The 15296-nt window shown below is 69.8% G+C and carries 11 protein-coding genes and 2 pseudogenes; 5 read left to right on the top strand and 8 right to left on the bottom strand.

What is annotated here, in order from left to right:
* Positions 1-68 precede the first annotated feature (68 nt).
* The 3 genes and pseudogenes from cydB to hisC form a co-directional block, all read right to left on the bottom strand.
* A complete protein-coding gene (gene cydB, locus ACOBQU_RS19560) occupies positions 69-1088 on the bottom strand; it encodes a cytochrome d ubiquinol oxidase subunit II (protein ID WP_423628631.1) in 1020 nt (339 codons plus the stop codon).
* A gap of 14 nt (positions 1089-1102) precedes the next feature.
* A pseudogene (locus ACOBQU_RS19555) lies at positions 1103-2643 on the bottom strand (cytochrome ubiquinol oxidase subunit I).
* 358 nt (positions 2644-3001) lie between these two features.
* Positions 3002-4090, bottom strand: coding sequence for a histidinol-phosphate transaminase (gene hisC, locus ACOBQU_RS19550; RefSeq protein ID WP_423628630.1), 1089 nt, complete (start codon positions 4088-4090; stop codon positions 3002-3004).
* Between the two features lie 445 nt (positions 4091-4535).
* Between hisC and ACOBQU_RS19545 the strand changes: the two genes are divergently transcribed.
* The 3 genes from ACOBQU_RS19545 to ACOBQU_RS19535 all read left to right on the top strand — a co-directional run bounded on the left by ACOBQU_RS19545 (position 4536) and on the right by ACOBQU_RS19535 (position 8370).
* Positions 4536-5657, top strand: coding sequence for a LacI family DNA-binding transcriptional regulator (locus tag ACOBQU_RS19545; protein ID WP_384791068.1), 1122 nt, complete (start codon positions 4536-4538; stop codon positions 5655-5657).
* A gap of 220 nt (positions 5658-5877) precedes the next feature.
* On the top strand, positions 5878-7305 hold the full coding sequence (locus tag ACOBQU_RS19540) for a metallophosphoesterase (RefSeq protein ID WP_423628629.1): 1428 nt from the start codon (positions 5878-5880) through the stop codon (positions 7303-7305).
* Positions 7306-7485: 180 nt separating this feature from the next.
* Complete coding sequence (locus ACOBQU_RS19535) at positions 7486-8370, top strand: hypothetical protein (protein ID WP_423628628.1); 885 nt, start codon at positions 7486-7488, stop codon at positions 8368-8370.
* A 296-nt stretch (positions 8371-8666) separates the two neighbouring features.
* Here the strand turns inward: ACOBQU_RS19535 and thiC are convergent, their stop codons facing one another.
* Positions 8667-10451 carry a phosphomethylpyrimidine synthase ThiC gene (gene thiC, locus ACOBQU_RS19530; RefSeq protein WP_423628627.1) on the bottom strand — a complete coding sequence of 595 codons (1785 nt, stop codon included), beginning with the start codon at positions 10449-10451 and terminating at the stop codon, positions 8667-8669.
* 220 nt (positions 10452-10671) lie between these two features.
* On the opposite strand from thiC, the pseudogene ACOBQU_RS19525 reads away from it, so the two are divergent.
* Positions 10672-12134: pseudogene (locus ACOBQU_RS19525) on the top strand (YibE/F family protein).
* Positions 12135-12273: 139 nt separating this feature from the next.
* Here ACOBQU_RS19525 and ACOBQU_RS19520 read toward each other — a convergent pair.
* From ACOBQU_RS19520 to ACOBQU_RS19505, 4 genes are all read right to left on the bottom strand, one after another.
* Complete coding sequence (locus tag ACOBQU_RS19520; RefSeq protein WP_423628626.1) at positions 12274-12711, bottom strand: SsgA family sporulation/cell division regulator; 438 nt, start codon at positions 12709-12711, stop codon at positions 12274-12276.
* Positions 12712-12812: 101 nt separating this feature from the next.
* The gene (locus tag ACOBQU_RS19515) at positions 12813-13538 is read right to left on the bottom strand and encodes an IclR family transcriptional regulator (protein WP_423628625.1); all 726 of its coding nucleotides are present in this window, start codon (positions 13536-13538) and stop codon (positions 12813-12815) included.
* Positions 13539-13925: 387 nt separating this feature from the next.
* Positions 13926-14141, bottom strand: a complete 216-nt coding sequence (locus ACOBQU_RS19510; RefSeq protein ID WP_423628624.1) for a DUF5326 family protein — start codon at positions 14139-14141, stop codon at positions 13926-13928.
* 379 nt (positions 14142-14520) lie between these two features.
* Positions 14521-14838: a cupin domain-containing protein gene (locus ACOBQU_RS19505; RefSeq protein ID WP_423628623.1), complete on the bottom strand. Its 318-nt coding sequence runs from the start codon at positions 14836-14838 to the stop codon at positions 14521-14523.
* Positions 14839-14908: 70 nt separating this feature from the next.
* On the opposite strand from ACOBQU_RS19505, the gene ACOBQU_RS19500 reads away from it, so the two are divergent.
* Positions 14909-15289, top strand: a complete 381-nt coding sequence (locus tag ACOBQU_RS19500) for a phage holin family protein (RefSeq protein WP_423628622.1) — start codon at positions 14909-14911, stop codon at positions 15287-15289.
* Positions 15290-15296: the final 7 nt, after the last annotated feature.

The raw sequence follows: 15296 nt of genomic DNA, 5'->3' as shown, positions 1-15296 counted from the left end.
TTGCCGCACGGCGATCAGTGCCCGGGGTCCGTGCACGGCTGTCAGCGCGCGGCATCAGTGCCCGGCGCTCAGTGCGCGGCGTCGACCGGAAGGTCCGGCGCGATGTGCTGCGTACCGATGCGCTTGCGGAACACCCAGTAGGTCCACGACTGGTAGAGCAGCACGACGGGCGTGGCGATGCCCGCGCACCAGGTCATGATCTTCAGGGTGTACGGGGTCGACGAGGCGTTGGTGACCGTGAGGCTCCAGTCCTCGTTCAGCGACGACGGCATGACGTTCGGGAAGAGTGTCAGGAAGAGCATCGCTACGGCCGCGACGATCGTGACGCCGGACAGCGCGAACGCCCAGCCCTCGCGTCCGAGTTGGTTCGCCCCGAGCGCGGCGACGAGCGCCACCACCGCGATGACCAGAGCGACCAGGCTCGCCCCGTCGCCGTTGTCGGCCTGCGTCCAGCCGAGGAAGCCGAGCGCGAGCGCCGCGGTGACCAGGCCGAGGACGAGCGCCAGCTTCCGCGCCCGTGTCCGGATGTCGCCCACCGTCTTGAGCGCCGTGAACACCGCGCCGTGGAAGGTGAAGAGCGTCAGCGTGACCAGACCGCCGAGGATCGCGTACGGGTTCAGCAGATCCCAGACGTTGCCCACGTACTCCTTGTCCGCGTCGATCTTCACGCCGCGCACGATGTTGCCGAAGGCCACGCCCCACAGGAACGCCGGGATCAGCGAGGTCCAGAAGATCGCGTGCTCCCAGTTGGTCTGCCAGCGCTCCTCGGGCCGCTTCGCCCGGTACTCGAAGGCCACACCACGCACGATCAGGCAGAGCAGGATGAGCAGCAGCGGCAGGTAGAAGCCGGAGAACAGCGTCGCGTACCACTCGGGGAAGGCGGCGAAGGTCGCGCCGCCCGCCGAGAGCAGCCACACCTCGTTGCCGTCCCAGACGGGCCCGATGGTGTTGATGAGCACCCGCTTCTCGGGCCGGTCCCGGGCGAGCAGCTTGGTGAGGACACCGACCCCGAAGTCGAAGCCCTCCAGGAAGAAGTAGCCGATCCACAGGACGGCGATCAGGACGAACCAGACGTCGTGCAGTTCCATGTGCGCCCAGCTCCTTAGTACGAGAAGGCCATGGGCCGGTCGGCGTCGGCGTCGGCGTCCGCCGCGGTGCCGCCACCGGGCGGGCCGCCGATCTTGGTGGGCGGGTTGAGGTCGGCCTCGGTCAGCTCGGGCGGGCCCTTGCGGACGTACTTGAGCAGCAGCTTGACCTCGACGACGGCGAGGATCGCGTAGATCAGCGTGAAGACGATCAGCGAGGTGAGCACCTCACCCTGCGAGACACCGGGGGAGACCGCGTCCTCGGTCTTCAGGACGCCGTAGACGACCCAGGGCTGCCGCCCCGTCTCGGTGAAGATCCAACCCCAGGCGGTGCCGATGAGCGGGAAGATCAGCGTCCACTGCGACAGGCGCCACCACCAGACGCCCAGCTTCGGGGCCAGCTCCTTGTTCTTGGTGAGCATCAGCTTGGGCACGTCCCCGTCGCCCGTGCGGTGCTCCGGGGCGAGCCAGAGCTTGCGCCGGGTGAGCCAGAGCCCGGCCGTGCACAGGGCCATGGAGACGCCGCCGAAGCCGATCATCCAGCGGTAGGACCAGTAGGCGGTGGGGATGTTGGGCCGGTAGTCACCGGGCCCGAACTTGTCCTGCGCCTCCTTGTTGAGGTCGTTGATACCGGGGATCTCCGCGCTGAAGTTGTTCTTGGCGAGGAAGGAGAGGACCCGGGGATCTCTATGGCGACCTCGTTGTGGCCCTTGGCGACATCGCCGTACGCGAACAGCGAGAACGGCGCGGGCTTCTCCGACTCCCACAGGGCCTCGGCGGCCGACATCTTCATCGGCTGCTGCTCGTACATGACCTTGCCGAGGGTGTCGGCGCTGATCACGGTGAGCAGGGTGCCGACGAACGCGGTGACCAGACCGAGCCGCAGCGACATGCGCATCGTGCGGACGTGCCGCTTCTTGCGCAGGTGGAAGATGGCGATGCCCGTCATGAAGGCGCCGCCGACCAGGATCGTCGCCGCGATGACATGGAAGAAGTTGACGAGCGTCGTCTCCTGGAACAGCACCTTGGAGAAGTCGGTGAGCTCCGCGCGCTCCTTGCCGTCCCGCTCGGTGATCTTGTAGCCGACCGGGTGCTGCATAAAGGCGTTGGCCGCGATGATGAAGTACGCGGACAGGACCGTGCCGATCGACACCATCCAGATCGTGGCGCAGTGCAGCTTCTTCGGCAGCTTGTCCCAGCCGAAGATCCACAGACCGATGAAGGTCGACTCGAAGAAGAAGGCGATCAGGGCCTCGAAGGCGAGCGGGGCGCCGAAGACATCGCCGACGAAGCGCGAGTAGTCGGACCAGTTCATGCCGAACTGGAACTCCTGCACGATGCCGGTGACCACGCCCATCGCGATGTTGATCAGGAACAGCTTGCCCCAGAACTTGGTGGCTCTGAGGTAGTGCTCCTTGCCCGTCCGCACCCAGGCCGTCTCGAGGATCGCCGTGAGGGCGGCCAGGGAGATGGTCAGGGGGACGAAGAGGAAGTGGTAGACGGTGGTGATGCCGAACTGCCAGCGCGCCAGTGTTTCCGGCGCTAGAGCCAGGTCCACGTCGACTTCTCCTTACGTGCCGTCGTCATAGCGGCAGTGTGCCCCTTATGTCACAGACATCCCCGGAGCAACCAGGACACGCTTGTGAACGCGTTCACATTCACAAGCATTATGTCGTACCGATTCTCGACGCTCGCAGGAGGGTCCCCCTTACCGTCGGAAACCCGCGGAGAGCCAGGGTTCGGCGGGCATCCGGCGCGGCCTCGGGGGGCCTCGGGGGGCCTCCGGGTGCAGGAGTGCGGCCTTCGGGTCCTCGGGCATGCGTAAGGGGCACCCCGCAATGGAGAGTGCCCCTTACGCCGACCACCCAGGGACCGTACGTCCCGAAGGCCAGCCCTACAGCTCCTTGAGGCCGGACCTACAGCTCCTTGTGGAACGCCTCCGCCGTCTTCAGGAAGATGTCGTTGGCCTCGGTCTCCCCGATCGTGACGCGGACGCCCTCGCCCGGGTACGGCCGCACGATCACACCGGCCTGCTCGCACGCGGCGGCGAAGTCCGCCGTCCGGTCGCCGAGACGCAGCCAGACGAAGTTCGCCTGCGTGTCCGGGACGGTCCAGCCCTGGCCGCGCAGCGCCTCCAGGACCCGGGCGCGCTCGGTGACCAGGGAGCCGACGCGGCCGAGCAGCTCGTCCTCCGAGCGCAGCGAGGCCACCGCCGCGTCCTGCGCGAGCTGGTTCACGCCGAACGGCACCGCGGTCTTGCGCAGCGCCGCCGCCACCGGCGGGTGCGCGATCGCGAAGCCGACGCGCAGCCCCGCGAGGCCGTACGCCTTCGAGAAGGTGCGCAGCACGCAGACGTTCGGGCGGTCGCGGTACAGGTCGATGCCGTTCGGCGTCTCGGGGTCGCGGACGAACTCCACGTACGCCTCGTCGATCACGACCAGGATGTCGCTGGGCACGCGGTCCAGGAAACGCTCCAGGTCGGCGCGCGTGACGACGGTGCCGGTCGGGTTGTTCGGGTTGCAGACGAAGATCAGCCGGGTGCGGTCGGTGATCGCGTCGGCCATCGCGTCGAGGTCGTGCTTCTCCTCCGGCGTCAGCGGCACCATCACCGACGTGCCGCCGCCGACCGTGGTGACCACCGGGTAGCCCTCGAAGGACCGCCACGCGTACAGCACCTCGTCGCCCGGGGTGACCGTCGCCGTGACGAGCTGCTGGGAGAGGCCGACCGAGCCGACGCCGGTGGCGACGTGGTCCACCGGCACGCCGAAGCGCTCCGCGATCTCACGCATCAGGGCGTCGCACCCGTAGTCCGGGTAGCGGTTGAAGGACCCCGCCGCGGCGACCGCCTTCTCCATCACGCCCGGCAGCGGGGGGTAGGGGTTCTCGTTGGAGGACAGCTTGTAGACGACGGGGCCGCCGCCCTCGCCGCTCTCGGCGTTCCTGCCCGGCTTGTAGGCGGGAATCGCGTCCAGCTCGGCACGCAGCCTCGGGCTCGTCTCGCTCACCGCGGTCCTCCTCGTGATCATGCAGCCTTCAATGATTCTTACCCTATGAGGATTAACCTCCCCTGCGAAGAGCTGGCGGGGCGCCCGGAGCCCCACCCGCACCCCGCCGACGGCGGCGAAGAGCCCCGCGGCAGCGGACGGCGGCGTACCCCCACGGCACACCCCCACCCGGCGCACCCGACAGGGGGAGCGCTTCGGGAGGGAGCGCACGCCGGTGGCTCACTCCGTGGCGCGCATCCCTCGTCAAGGTGAGTTGAGACCTCTTCGATACCTGGCTGATTTGGCAGGCCCCCACACGACGACAAGGGCGCGATGCCCGGCTATCCGCCCAACTACCTTGGTTTCCAAGGCGATTGACCCTCATTCGCCATGCAGAATCGTGCCTGTCAACGGGTGAATATGCGCCCGCACTACCCACCCCCATGAGCCCTACTATCGGCTCGCCATGACAGCAGCAGGGAAGCACCAGGTGAGCCGAGCGGAGACCTCCCGCCGGGGCAACCGGCAGAGTCGAGCGGGCATCAGAGACGTCGCCGCCGCAGCCGGTGTCTCCATCACGACCGTGTCCGACGCGCTCAACGGCAAGGGGCGATTGCCCGACGCCACGCGACGCCACGTGCGCGAGGTCGCCGACCGCCTGGGCTACCGCCCGTCGGCCGCGGCCCGCACGCTGCGTACGGGCAAGTCGGGACTCATCGGCCTGACCGTGACGACATACGGGGATGAACCTTTCACCTTCACGGAGTTCGCGTACTTCGCGGAGATGGCGAGAGCCGCCACCTCCGCCGCGCTCGCCCGGGGATACGCCCTGGTGATCCTGCCCGCGACCTCCCGCCGCAGCCCCGTCGACGTGTGGTCGAACGTGGCGCTCGACGGCACCGTCGTCGTCGACCCCTCCGACCACGACCCGGTGGTCAGCGAGCTGGTCCGCCAGGGCCTGCCGGTGGTCTCCGACGGCCGCCCGGCCGGGTCGCTCCCGGTCACGGCCTGGGTCGACAACGACCACGAGGCCGCCGTCCTGGAGATCCTGGAGCACCTCGCCGCCGCCGGTGCCCGCCGCATCGGCCTGCTCACCGGCACCACCACCGACACGTACACCCATCTGTCCACGACCGCCTACCTGCGCTGGTGCGAGCGCGTCGGCCAGGACCCGGTGTACGAGTCCTACCCGGCGCACGACCCCTGCGCGGGCGCCGTCGCCGCCGACCGGCTGCTCGCCCGCCCGGACCGGCCCGACGCCGTCTACGGCCTGTTCGACCCGAACGGCACCGACCTGCTGGCCGCCGCCCGCCGCTACGGCCTGCGCGTCCCCGACGACCTGCTCCTGGTGTGCTGCAGCGAGTCGACCGTGTACGCCACCACCGAGCCGCCCATCACCACCCTCTCCCTGAAGCCGCGCCGCATCGGCACCGCCGTCGTCCAGCTCCTGATCGACGCCATCGAGGGCCTCGACACCGGCCGCCCGGTCGAGCAGGTGATACCGACCGAGCTGATCGTGCGCACCTCGTCCGAGCGACGTCCACCCCGTACGACCGTCAGCCCGCCCCGCTCACCCGGTCACGGCTGACCCGCCCCGCCCCCGTAGGCCGCCCCCGCGACCTGCGGGGAAACCTCGGGCCAATTCGGGAGAAAACCGTGGTGAACTGGGCTCGCTCATCGATTCACCACCCCTGGTGCACCACACAGCGACAGCCGCATTCCTATGATGGGCGGACGACACCGCGGGCCGCTGCGACCAGGCAGTCCGATCCCGGTGCAGATGCGGCGCAATGGTGGTGGAGGGGTCGATGACTCAGGGGGCCGGTCAGGGACCCGAGGTGCGGACGGCGACGCTGCGCGACTTCCGCGTGCCCGCGTACGTCTATGAGGGCGTCCGTGAGACCGGCCACGGCGTCGAGCAGGCCCCGGAGCACTCTTCGGAGCACCCTTCGGGGGACCTCCCGGAGCACCTTGCCGGGAACGTCCCGGAGCACCCCTCAGGGAACCTCCCGGAGCACCCCTCAGGGGAGCCGCACGGGCAGCGCGTGCCCGCGCAGGGCAGCCCGCACCAGGGCGCCCCGGTCCAGGCCCCCGGCGGCCCCGTCCAGGGCGCTCCAGGGCCCGTTCCCGGCGCCCCGGTCGGCGGCGGCGAGTTCCCGGTGCCCCCCGGCGCCCCGGGCCAGGCGCCCACCGGAGCGGCGCCGGTCGCCCCCGCCCCGTACGCGCACCAGCCCGCCCCCCTGGGCGAGCCCCACCCCGGCGCCCCCCTCGGCGCCCACCCCGGCTCCGCGGGCGAGCCCCCCGAGGGCTACACGCCCACCGAGCGCGACCTGCCCGTCATCAGCCGCCGCGGCGACACCGTGCAGGTCGAGGTGCGCGAGATGCCCGAGCCGCCGCCCGCGCCCGGCGCGGAGGAGCACGGTCCGCTGTACGTCGTCGGGGACGTGCACGGCTACCTGGACGAGCTGATCGCGGCGCTCCAGGCCGAGCGGCTGATCGACGCCGACCTGACGTGGTGCGCGGGCAACACCCGGCTGTGGTTCCTCGGCGACTTCACCGACCGCGGGCCCGACGGCATCGGCGTGATCGACCTCGTGATGCGCCTGTCCGCGGAGGCCGCCGCCGCGGGCGGCTACTGCAAGGCGCTCATGGGCAACCACGAGCTGCTGCTCATCGGCGCCAAGCGATTCGGCGACACCCCGGTCAACTCGGGCGCGGGCACCGCCACGTTCCAGGCCGCCTGGCTGCTGAACGGCGGCCAGAAGACCGACATGGAGCGCCTGGAGGACCACCACCTGCAGTGGATGGCCCGCCTCGACGCGATCGTGGAGGCGGACGGCCACCTGCTGGTGCACTCCGACACCACCGCCTACCTCGACTACGGCGACTCGATCGAGGCGGTCAACGACACCATCCACGAGGCGCTGACGCGCAACGACGCGGACGAGTACTGGGACCTGTTCCGCAAGTTCACCAAGCGCTTCGCCTTCCGCGACGACTCCGGCCCGGCCGCCGTGCGCGAGCTGCTCGACGTCTACGGCGGCAGCCGCATCGTCCACGGCCACAGCCCGATCCCGTATCTGCTCGGCGAGGTCGGCTCCGAGTACGACGCGGACGACGGCCGCCCGGTGATCGAGGGGCCGCACGTCTACGCCGACGGCCTCGCCATCGCCATGGACGGCGGCGTGACCATGGCCGGAAAGCTGTTGGTCTGCCAACTTCCGCTCAGTAACTGAGCGTTTAGCAGGCGGACCCGTCCGTACCGGATATCGCTGGCCAGGGGGCCAATTCTGGAAACCCCCTGTCACCGCGTGCCGTCACGGCTCTACCATCGCTCTATCCGTAGCAGGCTCCCCTCCGTTTCTGCCCGACGGCTCGTGACCATGCGAGCCCCAAGCCCTACGGAGCATCGGGGGATGCACATGAACAGCGCTCCACACCTGCTCAATGAGGACCGCCCCCAGTACGAGCGGATCCTCGACGAGGCGCTGCGCACCGCACCGAACCGCCCGGAGCTGGCCGCGGTGGGCCAGCGACTCAACCCCGAGCAGCTGCGCACGATGGCTCTCAACGCCACCGCACTGATCACGGCCGCGGCGGCGGCCGAATACCACCACTATGTGAGGGTCCGCGAGGAGCAGCGCGGCTCCGGACCTTCCTCGTCCGCGTCGATGAGTGAAGGGAGCGGATCCAGCTCCACCCCGGCCGAGTCCGGTTCCGGCGGCATCGGCCTCGCCACGACCATGGGCGAGGTCACCGAGACCGCGGGCGCCGGAGCGGTCGCCGTGGTCGCGGTGCTCGCACCGGTCCTCGCCGGGGCGGCCGCCGCGATCTTCCTGCTCGTCGGCTACATCCTGAAGATGCTCGATCCCGAGCCCGCCTTCGCGGACACCCTGCTCACCGCCGGGTGGGTGTTCGGCGCGCTGACGGCGGGCGCGATCCTGGTCGCCGCGGTCGGTCTGCTCCTGACCGCCCTGCGCAACGGCTCCACCTCCCTCCAGGCAGGCTCGGACCACGAGCGGAACGCGGAGGTGGAACGGGCCAGGGAGGCCTGGCACCAGGCGCTCCTGGAGCGCGGAGTACTGCCCTTCCTGCGGGAGGCGCTCGCGGAGCCGGGCCCGGCGTCCGCGAGCCGTGCGCCATCGCCGGGTCCCGCGACCGGGCGCATGCCGCAACTCGGCTATCACCGGCCGGGGTTCAGCAGCCCCGAGGGCGGCTCCACCACCGGCACCCGGCCGAGCTTCTCCAGCCCGGACTTCTCCAGTCCGGACTACGGCGGGCCCGAGCACAAACCGGAGTAGCCCACCGAGCGCCACGTACACGAGTAGGCGCACTCCGGCAAGGCCAGGCGCGGCCGGATACGGCCCGCACGCGTGCGGGCATTCCACCGGCCGACGCCAGACCGGCCGACGGAATGCCCAGGGTGGGCCTCGGCACGCCCTGGAAGCCCTCCACGGCCCCGGAAGCCCGCCGCGGAAGGCCCTTCTCGCCCGGCCTGCCGCCTCGGCCGCCGCCCGGGTTCCGCCCGGGTTCCGCTCAGCTCAGCTCGGCTTCCCCGGCTTCCGCCGCTTCCGGTCGGCTTCCGGTCGGCTTCCGCTCAGTCGGCGATCGGCAGATACACGCGGTTGCCCGCCGCCGCGAACTCCTTCGACTTCTGCGCCATGCCCTCCTCGATCTCCGCCTGACTGCCGCCGTGTTCCCGGCGGATGTCCTGGGAGATCTTCATCGAGCAGAACTTCGGCCCGCACATCGAGCAGAAGTGCGCCGTCTTCGCGGGCTCCGCGGGCAGGGTCTCGTCGTGGAACTCCCGCGCCGTGTCCGGGTCGAGCGCCAGGTTGAACTGGTCCTCCCAGCGGAACTCGAAGCGCGCGTCCGACAGCGCGTCGTCCCACTCCTGCGCGCCCGGGTGCCCCTTGGCGAGGTCCGCCGCGTGCGCCGCGATCTTGTACGTGATGACGCCGGTCTTCACGTCATCGCGGTTGGGCAGGCCCAGGTGCTCCTTCGGCGTGACGTAGCAGAGCATCGCCGTGCCCCACCAGCCGATCATCGCGGCGCCGATGCCGGAGGTGATGTGGTCGTAGGCGGGCGCGATGTCCGTGGTCAGCGGGCCCAGCGTGTAGAACGGCGCCTCCTCGCAGATCTCCTGCTGAAGGTCGATGTTCTCCTTGATCTTGTGCATCGGGACGTGCCCCGGGCCCTCGATCATCGTCTGTACGTGGTGCCGCTTGGCGATCTTGTTCAGCTCGCCCAGGGTCTCCAGCTCGGCGAACTGCGCGCGGTCGTTGGCGTCCGCGATCGAGCCCGGCCGCAGGCCGTCTCCCAGGGAGTACGTCACGTCGTACGCCGCGAGGATCTCGCAGAGCTCCTCGAAGTGCTCGTAGAGGAAGCTCTCCTTGTGGTGCGCCAGGCACCAGGCCGCCATGATCGAACCGCCGCGCGAGACGATGCCGGTCTTGCGGTTCGCGGTGAGCGGGACGTACGGCAGGCGGACGCCCGCGTGCACCGTCATGTAGTCCACGCCCTGCTCGGCCTGCTCGATGACCGTGTCCTTGTAGATCTCCCAGCTCAGCTCCTCGGCCTTGCCGTCGACCTTCTCCAGGGCCTGGTAGAGCGGCACGGTGCCGATGGGCACGGGGGAGTTGCGCAGGACCCACTCGCGGGTGGTGTGGATGTTGCGACCGGTGGACAAGTCCATGACCGTGTCGGCGCCCCAGCGCGTCGCCCAGGTCATCTTCTCGACCTCCTCCTCGATGGAGGAGGTGACCGCGGAGTTGCCGATGTTGGCATTGACCTTCACCAGGAACTTCTTGCCGATGATCATCGGCTCGATCTCCGGGTGGTTCACATTCGCGGGCAGCACCGCGCGCCCCGCCGCGATCTCCGCGCGGACGACCTCGGGCTCCATGTTCTCCCGGATGGCCACGTACTCCATCTCCGGCGTGATCTCCCCACGCCGCGCGTACGCGAGCTGCGTCACCGTTTGGCCCGCGCGGGCCCGGCGCGGCTGACGCGGACGGCCGGGGAACACCGCGTCCAGATTCCGCAGGCCCCCGCGCGGCGAGGTGTGCTTGATGCCGTCGTCCTCGGGGCGGACCGGGCGGCCCGCGTACTCCTCGGTGTCGCCGCGGGCGACGATCCAGTTCTCCCGCAGCGGGGTGAGCCCCCGGCGGACGTCGGTGTCGATCGACGGGTCGGTGTACGGGCCCGAGGTGTCGTACAGCGTCACGGCCGTGCCGTTGGTGAGGTGCACCTGGCGGACCGGCACCCGCAGATCGGGGCGCGAACCCTCGATGTACGCCTTGTGCCAGCCGATGGACTTCCCGGCCTCGTCCAGGCTCTCGCCCTGGTCGGAGGCAGGCGTGCGTGTGTCCGATGTGGTCATGAGACCTACTCCCTACGCCGGCATTACCCGGTAACAGGTTCGGCGGTCGACGCAGCGGTGTCCGCCCCTCGATGTTTCATGTGAAACATCGCCGAGGCGAAGGTCAGCGCCCTCTCAGCCCGGTGCTCCGAGCTCCCGCGTGTGCAAAGGTGCCTCCACGCTAGCGTCATGTCTGGCGCGGTGAACAGAGGGCCCCGGTCGTTCTTGCGATGATCGGGCTGTGACCACAGAGCCCCCCACACCGCAGCCCCCGCCGGACCACCACGGGCACGGGCACAGCCACGCGCACAGCCATGGCCCCGCCGCGCCCGTCTCCCTACATCTGCGCAAGGTCATCGCCGCCGTCCTCATCCCCTTCGCCACGGCCGTCGTCGTCGGTCTCGTGGTGCTGTGGCCCGGCGGCACCCCCGCCCACGAGCGCACCGGCGTCGGCTTCGACCGCCAGACCCAGTCGGCGACCGTGGCGAAGCTGGAGAAGGTGCCCTGCAAGGACGTCAACGCCTCCCAGACCCCGCCCAACGGCGACACCTCCACCGCTGAGGGCCAGTCCGCGCAGTCCCGCACCCAGGGCGTCTGCGGGAAGGCGACCATCAAGGTCACCAGCGGCCCCAACAAGGGCCACACCTTCACCGAGATCGTCCAGCCCGACTCCCCCGGCAGCTGAAGCAGGGTCAGGGCGTAGTGGTCGCCTACGAGCCCAAGGCCCCCGAGGGCCTTCAGTACTCCGTCGCCGACGTGAACCGGAAGCTGCCCATGGCGCTGCTCGCCGCCGTCTTCGCCCTGGCGGTCGTCGTCGTGGGGCGACTGCGGGGCGTCATGGCCCTGGTCGCCCTCGCGGTGTCCTTCCTCGTCCTGACCTTCTTCATCCTGCCCGCGATCCTCCAGGGCTCGAATCCGCTGGTCGTCGCCGTGGTCGGCGCGAGCGCCATCATGCTGATCGCCCTCTATATGTGCCACGGCCTGACGGCCCGCACCTCAGTCGCGGTCCTCGGCACCCTGATCTCCCTCCTCCTGATCGGCCTGCTCGGCTCCCTGTTCATCGGCTGGGCCTATCTCACCGGCAACACCGACGACAACACCGGTCTGATCCACGGCCTCTACCCCGACATCGACATGAGCGGCCTGCTGCTCGCAGGCGTCATCATCGGCTCGCTCGGCGTGCTCGACGACGTCACCGTCACCCAGACGTCCGCCGTCTGGGAGCTGCACCAGGCCAACCCGACGATGGGCTGGCGCGGCCTGTACCGCGCGGGCATCCGCATCGGCCGCGACCACATCGCGTCCGTCGTCAACACCCTGGTCCTCGCCTACGCGGGCGCCGCCCTGCCCCTTCTGCTGCTGTTCTCCATCGCCCAGAGCAGCGTGGGCACCGTGGCCAACAGCGAGCTGGTGGCCGAGGAAATCGTCCGCACCCTGATCGGTTCGATCGGCCTCGTCGCCTCCGTCCCCGTCACCACGGCTCTCGCGGCCCTGGTCGTCTCCGCCGACCGCAAGGGGACCGCGAGCCCTGCGGGCACCACGGGGGCTGCGGGAGCCCCGGGTGCCACCGCAGGGGCTACGGGTGCCGCAGGTGCCGCCGCAGGGCACACCGCTGCCGGTGCCCCCGCTGGGAACCGCCCGGTCCCGGCCCCGTCCCGGCCCCGGCTTCCCCTCAGCGGCAAGGGCCGCCGCCGCAAGCCGTGAGCCCCCACCCCGAACTCCCGGGGCATGGATACCGGCACGAGCCACGGGCACGGGCACGAGACAGCACGGCACGGCACGGCTCACGGCGAAATGCCCTAATCTGCCATCCCGTTGCGCAGGACCACCCCTGGCTCGGGGGTCACCCCGCGCTCTGCTCCTCCGCGAGGATCCGGTGCAGCGCGTCGTCGAGGTGCGTCTCGAAGTCCGCGAGCGCCCGCTCCTGCCCCAGCGGCACCAGCCTGTCCGTACGGTCGAGGAAGGCGAGCAGCGGCGGGATGCCCACCTTGAACAGCGCCTGGTCCCCTCCCACTTGAAGCCTGATCAGTGCCTCGTCCAGCTCGGTGACGTCCGTGGGCGCGATGTGCACATCGCCGTCCCCGCACGCCCTGCCCACCCCTTCGACCAGCAGGTCCCTGCCGAACGTCCAGGTCACCGGGGCATCACCGGGCAGATGGAAGGTCAGCCGCACGGCATAGGGATCGCTCGCCTCGTACCCCAGCTCCACCGGGATGCGGAACGACAGCTCCTCCGAAACGAGGAAGCTCATCATGACCTCTGCCTGGACCGACTCGCGCATCGCCGCCTACCCCGTCACTCGCCCTGGGTGGCCAGGAACCAACTCCCTGACGCTCATGGCATCTTGCTCAACGTACACATCAGATCACAAGGAGTGAGTTTTCAGATGCTGATAGAGAAGGCGAATGTCCTGAGCAGTCTGCCGAGCTCCTCCTGCAAGGTACGCGCCGCGGGCAGGAGCCGGTCCACCTGGCACAACGGCAGGGAGATGGCCATCGTGGCCGCCGTGGTGCCCACCGTGATCGGGATGGCGGCGCACACCGTACCCAGCGCGTACTCCTGGTGTTCCACCACCAGAGCCATCCGTTCCATCCCTTCGAGGCGCCGCAGGAACGTCCGCTCGTCACTCACCGTGTTCGGCGTGAGGGGGCGCACCGGGTAGCGGTCGAGGTGCTCGCGCTGTGCCTCGCGGTCGAGTTGGGACAGCAGGCACTGGCCGATCGCGTGCGCGTGGCCCGTCTCGCGGAAGTCGGCCCACTCCTCCACGGCTGGTTTGCCGGTGGTGTCGGCGATGGAGACGACCTCGATCTCCCCGTCACGGTAGATCGCGAAGTAGACCGGCACACCGATGGCATCGCGCCAGTGGGCCAAGGTCTCCCCGATCATGGCGCGCCGGTTCTGCCGTGCCGCGCTCGCCCCCAGCCGCTCGGCCGCGTCGCCGAGCAGGAACACCCCCTTCTCCCGGCGCAGATAGCCCTCGTGGGTCAGCGTCCGCAGCAGGTGGTACGCCGTCGGGAGCGCGAGCCCCGACTCACGGGCCAGCTGCTTGGCGGGTGCCCCGGCCTCGTGCGAGGCGACGGCGTCGAGGAGGCGCATGGCGCGCTGCACGGAGCCGATGAGGGTGGGGCCGACGCCGGTGGGTCCAGCACCGGTGGGTCCAGCGCCGGTGGGTCCAGCGCCTGGAGGACTGGTACCGGTGGAACCGGCGCCCGAGGAGCCCGTACCAGCGGATCCGGCACTGGCAGGGACCGTGGCGCCCGGAGGGGCTTCGCGTGCGCGGGCAGTGGGCTGGACGTCGCCAGGTGTCGCGTCAACCGTGGCCATGGGTCACTCCCGTTGCGCATGGGGTCCGCCCGTGTCCGGGGAGCACGGGGAGGGCAGTGGTCCCGCCTGCGGGGGCGCCCCCGCGTCGGTTTTCGGACTCTAACCCTTGGCCACCGCTCTACGGTCGTTGCCGGGAAAACTTCCCCCTCGGGAGGGAACCGGCGCGTGACATCACCAGTCGCTGCGGGACGAGGACGAGCCGGATATGAACTTCCGTACGACGTAGATGAGTCCACCGACCAGCGCCACGAACAGCAGCAGTTTGAAGAGCAGGCCGAACACGAAGCCGACCACGCTCGCTATCAGGCCGCCGAAGACGACCAGGGCGATGACCGGCACCGCGATCCACTTCACCCACCACGGCATGCCCGCGAAGATCTCTCGCATTGCCTCGCCCTTTCCTTCCTGTCAGCCCTGTCAGCTCAGTGAGCACGACGCTCCGAACTCCGATGGTTCCGAGTCCGCACGGCCCGCACGGCCCGCACGGCCCGCCCGGTGCGCACAGTCCGCGCGGTTGGCGCGGTTGGCGCGGTTCGCACGCTGGCCCGGCTCACACAGTCCGCGCGGTTCGCGCAGCTTTCGTAGTTCTCACATTCGATGCTAGGTCGGAAAAGGGCGGTTCGGGGCGTCCGGACCCCTTGTCCTCCCCTGATCCGTCCCCTAGGGATCCCCGAGACCGAAGCGGCACCGAACCCTGAGGGGGCGCCCAGCGGCACCCGGTCGCCGCTCCTCCACCGCCCCCCGGGTCAAGGCCCGGCACCTCCGGTCAGCGCTCCGGCGGCGAGAACACCACGAGAACCCGCAGGTCCTCGGTGATGTGGTGGAACTTGTGCGGCACCCCGGCCGGGACGTACACCACGCTGCCGCGCGCGACCGACGTCGTCTCCATCCCCACCGTGATCGACGCCCGGCCGCTCACCACCATGTACACCTCATCCTGCCGGTGCGGCTGCTGCGGGTCGGTCTCACCGGCGTTCAGCGCGTAGAGGCCGACCGACATGTTCCGCTCGCGGAGAAACTGCAGGTACGCGCCGTCGTTCGCGGCGCGCTCCACGTCCAGCTCGTCCAGTCGGAATGCCTTCATCGCTGCTGTACGCCCCTTGCCCAGGTCGCGGGCCGACCGTCATCGGCCTCCGTCTGCCACGATCAGACACATGAAGAATTTCGTAGTCAAGACGATCGCCAACGCGGTGGCCCTGGCCGTCGCGGTCTGGCTGCTTGACAAGATCACGCTCACCGGAGACAGCACCGGCTCCAAGACCCTCACGCTGCTCGTCGTCGCACTGCTCTTCGGCCTGGTGAACTCCCTGGTCAAGCCGGTCGTCCAAGTGCTCACCTTCCCCTTGTTCATCCTGACTCTCGGCCTGATCACCCTGGTGGTCAACGCCCTGATGCTGCTGCTGACCTCCTGGCTGGCCGACAAGCTGGACGTCAGCTTCCACGTCGAGGGCTTCTGGACCGCCGTACTGGGTGGCCTGATCATCTCGATCGTCTCCTGGGCGCTGAACGTCGCCCTGCCCGACCACAAGGACTGATTCCCCC

The sequence above is a fragment of the Streptomyces sp. G45 genome, assembly GCF_049542095.1.
GTDB lineage: Bacteria > Actinomycetota > Actinomycetes > Streptomycetales > Streptomycetaceae > Streptomyces.
This window is presented reverse-complemented; position numbering and strand designations above follow the sequence as displayed.

What these genes read in the sequence shown, in the direction of transcription:
- cydB (WP_423628631.1), bottom strand. Translation starts at nt 1,088, where the DNA reads ATGGAACTGCACGACGTCTGGTTCGTCCTGATCGCCGTCCTGTGGATC.
- ACOBQU_RS19545 (WP_384791068.1), top strand. Translation starts at nt 4,536, where the DNA reads ATGACAGCAGCAGGGAAGCACCAGGTGAGCCGAGCGGAGACCTCCCGC.
- ACOBQU_RS19540 (WP_423628629.1), top strand. Translation starts at nt 5,878, where the DNA reads ATGACTCAGGGGGCCGGTCAGGGACCCGAGGTGCGGACGGCGACGCTG.
- ACOBQU_RS19535 (WP_423628628.1), top strand. Translation starts at nt 7,486, where the DNA reads ATGCACATGAACAGCGCTCCACACCTGCTCAATGAGGACCGCCCCCAG.
- thiC (WP_423628627.1), bottom strand. Translation starts at nt 10,451, where the DNA reads ATGACCACATCGGACACACGCACGCCTGCCTCCGACCAGGGCGAGAGC.
- ACOBQU_RS19520 (WP_423628626.1), bottom strand. Translation starts at nt 12,711, where the DNA reads ATGCGCGAGTCGGTCCAGGCAGAGGTCATGATGAGCTTCCTCGTTTCG.
- ACOBQU_RS19510 (WP_423628624.1), bottom strand. Translation starts at nt 14,141, where the DNA reads ATGCGAGAGATCTTCGCGGGCATGCCGTGGTGGGTGAAGTGGATCGCG.
- ACOBQU_RS19505 (WP_423628623.1), bottom strand. Translation starts at nt 14,838, where the DNA reads ATGAAGGCATTCCGACTGGACGAGCTGGACGTGGAGCGCGCCGCGAAC.
- ACOBQU_RS19500 (WP_423628622.1), top strand. Translation starts at nt 14,909, where the DNA reads ATGAAGAATTTCGTAGTCAAGACGATCGCCAACGCGGTGGCCCTGGCC.